Consider the following 4005-nt stretch of genomic DNA (forward strand, 5'->3'; position numbering starts at 1 on the left):
GGGTGGGGGCCTGCGCGGACTGGGCGGCGCGCTGGAGCGCGCTGGCCAGCAGGGCCAGGTCGGTCGGGCCGTTGCCCAACTCGCGCAGCGGACGGCGGGTGGGTGGATCCCCCATTCGCTCCCAGTCCAGCGGCACCACGGTGGGCCGCTGGGTGGCGGTGCGCGGTATGCGACCGGTGACCCGGCCGACCTGGAAGGGCGTGGCCGCGTGGTCGTCCGGCCGGTGCAACCGCCCCCGCCCCGGCACCGGCTCGCCCGGCGCCACGCCCGCGTTCCGGCCCGAAGCGCCCGCCGGCTGGGTTTCCAGGGTGACCCACAGTCCGGCGTGCCCGACCGCCGCGGTGTCCGCCGTACGGTCCGGGCGGCCGGACGCCGCGATCAGGTGCACGCCGAGCCGGGCCCCGTCGCGCGCCACCGACTCCAACGCGCGCACCACCGAACCGGCGGCGGGTCGGCCGGTGCTGCCGAGTGCCGGCGCCACCAGCGCGTCGAAGTCGTCGACCAGGACGACCAGCCGGGACAGCGCGGTCTGCGCGGTCAGCCCCTCGGCCCGCCGCTGGGCGCGCAGTCGCAGGGTGCCGCTGGGAGCGGGATCCACGGACTCGCCGTGCGAGGGATCGCCTCCCGCGGACACCCCGGCCCCGGTGTCCTGCTCGGCGCCGAGGGCCGCCCGGCCGGGTCCGTTGGTCCCGTGGGCCTCGCCGCCATGCCCGGCCGCCTCCAGGAGCGCGTCCGCGGGACGGCGCGGGGTGACCACCCGAGGGCCCTCGCCGCGCTGTTCGTGCCAACTGACGAAGTCCAGCTGCCCCAGCAGTTCGGCCCGGCGCTTCAGCTCCGAGCTGAGCGCCTGCGCGAACTCCCGCATGCGTACCGGGTCCGAGGCCGCCAGATAGGTGGAGACGTGCGGCAACTCCGTACAGACTTCGAGCCCGGCACCGCGCTCGGTGCCGCCGCCGTCCACCAGTACCAGACCGAGCCGGTCCGGCCGCTCGGCTGCCGCGAGAGAGGCCGCGAGCGAGCGCAGCAACTCCGTCTTGCCGGTGCCCGGCTCTCCGTCGACCAGCAGATGCGGCCCATCGGCCGCCAGGTCGACGGAGACCGGTCCGTCCGCGCCCGCACCGAGCAGGGCCACGACCTGGCCCCCCGGCAGCCCCTCGTCGGCCGCCGCCGCCCAACGTGCCAGCAGCGAGGCAGGAGTGGCCCGGGCCAGCCCCAACTCCTCCAGCAGTCGGGCCGATACCGGCAGCGCCGCCGCCGCGGCGTCGCCGTACGGCGAACCGTACGGCCGCAGCGGCGCGAGCGCCCGCGCGAACCGCTCCGCCCAGGCGGCGGACACCGCGTCCACGGTGCCGGAGGCGTACGGCCTCACCGTCACCTGACGTGGGTACGCCTCGGCCGTCACCCGGCCCGGACGCCCTTCCGCGGCGGCCGTCACCCGCCGAGTGACGGCGCTCGACGACCGCGGGCCATTGCTGTCATACGCCTGTGCGGCGCCGTCGGCAGGCGACTCCTGCCGGGCGCCGCGGGCCGGCCGGGCCGAGCCGGGGTACGCGCCATCGGACGGGTGCGGACCACCCGGAGGGGGCACGCCGGGCCGCCCGCCCACCGCCGGGGCACCGTCCGGAAGACTCGCCCGCGCGTGCACATGGCCGTCCGAGGAGGGCGCAGCGGCTCCGCCGGGGCGAGTGTCGGTTCCCAGCGCACCCCCGGTGAACGGCGGCTCCGCGCCCGGGGCGCGCTCCGGACGGGGTGGAACGCCGCCGGTCACCTCGACCGCGGACCGGCCACCCGATGCCACCGTGCCGCCGACGACCGCCCGCCCGCTGCCGCCGCCCGTGGAGGCGTGACCGCCGGCCCCCGAGGACGCGCCGGCGAGGCCCGGCGCGGCCGACAGCTCACCGCCCAGCCCATGGCCCGCACCCGCGTCAGCCGCCTGCTGAGCATCTGGGGCATGACCACCGGGCCCGCCCCCGCCGAACGGTCGCTCCACGCCCGCCCGGCCACCCCTCATCGAGGGCACCTCGGCTTCGGCGCCGGCCCCGGAACCGGCCCGGACCCTCCCAAGCCCAGCGGCCGGAACTTCGTGTTCGCCGCCCGCACCATGGGGCGGGACACCGGAACCGGCACCGGATCCCTGAGGCATGCCGATGGCACCGCCGACCGGACCGTTCGCGTGCCGGAGACCCGCCCCCGGCCCACCATCCACCAGGGCAGGGTCCGCAACAACCGCCGCGCCCGACGCCGACCGGGAGTCATCGCCCGCCGGGCCGTACGAAGCCCCGGGACCGGATCCGGCGGTGGCCCGAACGCCCTGTGCGCCAGTCACCGGCTGACCATGCCGATCGCCCCCGGCAGCGGCCATGGGCCGACCGTAGGGACCGTCGCCGACACCAGCACCCCCATCGCGGCGCCCGGCAACCGCCCCGTACGGCGCCCCAGCGGACTCGTCCGTCCGCCCACGCCCGGCCACCGATGATCTGTCGGAGAACCTGTCGGTGGGGCCGGCGCTGGGTGAGCTGTCGGAGAACCTGTCGGTGGGGCCGGCGCTGGGTGAGCTGTCGGAGAACCTGTCCGTGCGCCCGGCGCCCGGTGAACCGGCAGGGGACCCGTCCGTGCGCCCGGCCCCGGGGGAGCCGGCAGAGGTCCCGTCCGTGCGTCCGTAGCGCGGTGAGCCGGCAGAGGTCCCGTCCGTGCGTCCGTAGCCCGGTGAGCCGACAAAGGCCCCGTCCGTGCGTCCGCAGCCCGCGGAACGGTCAGAGGAACCGTCCGCGCGCCCGGCCTCCAGGGGACCGTCAGGGAACCCGTCAGGGAACCGGTTTGCGGGTTCAGGGCCCGCGTTCCGGTCCCCTGCGGCGCGCTCGGGGCGGATCAGTTGGAGACCAGTGGCCACATCGCCGCTGAGCAGGGCCACCACGCCGCACTCCGCCAGTACCGGAGAGACCGCGCACGCCCGTGCGTAACCGGTGGCCGTGGCGGACGCGGCGGGCGCGCGGCCGGTGCCAACGGCGTCGGGGACGGCCTCCGTCTCGGCCAGGCAGATGAGGTGGACGCCGCCCGCCGAACCCCCGGAGGCCAGCCGGGCGAGCACCTCCCGCAGCTCGGAGGATTCCGGGTCGCCGTCCACGACCAGCACCGTGTAGGGGCCGCTGTGCTCCGCCACCGTGGTGGCCACCACCTCGGGCGTCGCACTCGCCCAGGCCGGACCCAGCGGCCCGCCGTCCAGACGGCGGACCAACTCGGTGGTGCGTGCCACCGCCTGCTCCCGGTCGTAGGCGAGCAGGAGCCGGCAGTCCTGGCCGTGCGCCGGGTGCAGTTGCGGCAGCCACCCGAGCCAGGACCACTCCGCCAGCCGCTCCTCCACCGAACGCCTGCGGTCCGTGCTGATCAGCACGATCTCCAACATGGCGGGCGAGTGCAGCGCGGCCAGCTGGGCCACGACGGACCGGACCAGCCCGGACAGCCGGCCGCGCGGACCGGCCAACCCCAGCGATCCCGCCTGCCGCAGATCCACGGTCACCGGCGCGGCGGGGATCAGTGCGCCCTCCGACGAGGGCCGATCGGACGCACCCAGTCGCACGGAGAGCGTGTCCGGGTGGTCCGGCCCGCGCTCCCACAGCCGGGGGCCGGGACCGAGCGCGGTCATCAGGATGTCGGCCGGATCAGGCCATCGGAGATGGAGGGCAGCGCCCTCAGCCGCGGCGTGCGCCCGAGCCGCGATCATGCGGTCTTCGGCCTCCGCGCCGCCGTCATCGACCGCGCGGCCTCCGGCGAGTCGGCGCGCCCAGGCCCCTATGCCCCGCTTGCGTGGCGCCCCCTGTGCCGCGGGGTCGAAGCCGACCGCCTCCCGGCCCCTGATACCCCCGGACACGGTGCCCTGTGCAAGGTCCTGTCTCTTATACACCTCTGAGCTGCCGACGACCGCATAAGTCTAGATCTCGGTGGTAGACGTATCAGTAAAAAAAAAAAACTAAAAAAAAAACAATTAAAACAATAACATGTGCAGCA

Annotated in this window: 1 protein-coding gene and 2 pseudogenes; 1 reads left to right on the forward strand and 2 read right to left on the reverse strand. The window is 75.8% G+C overall.

Translation table 11 applies throughout. From position 1 onward, the window contains the following. Positions 1-1348, reverse strand: a pseudogene (locus E4099_RS34655) (FtsK/SpoIIIE domain-containing protein); the annotation flags it as partial. Positions 1349-1843: 495 nt separating this feature from the next. On the opposite strand from E4099_RS34655, the gene E4099_RS30065 reads away from it, so the two are divergent. After that, on the forward strand, positions 1844-2476 hold the full coding sequence (locus E4099_RS30065; protein WP_135342269.1) for a hypothetical protein: 633 nt from the start codon (positions 1844-1846) through the stop codon (positions 2474-2476). 354 nt (positions 2477-2830) lie between these two features. Here the strand turns inward: E4099_RS30065 and E4099_RS34660 are convergent. After that, positions 2831-3817: pseudogene (locus E4099_RS34660) on the reverse strand (hypothetical protein); the annotation flags it as partial. Positions 3818-4005: the final 188 nt, after the last annotated feature.

Origin of the sequence: Streptomyces palmae (genome assembly GCF_004684805.1) — a bacterium.
Taxonomy (GTDB): Bacteria; Actinomycetota; Actinomycetes; order Streptomycetales; family Streptomycetaceae; genus Streptomyces; species Streptomyces palmae.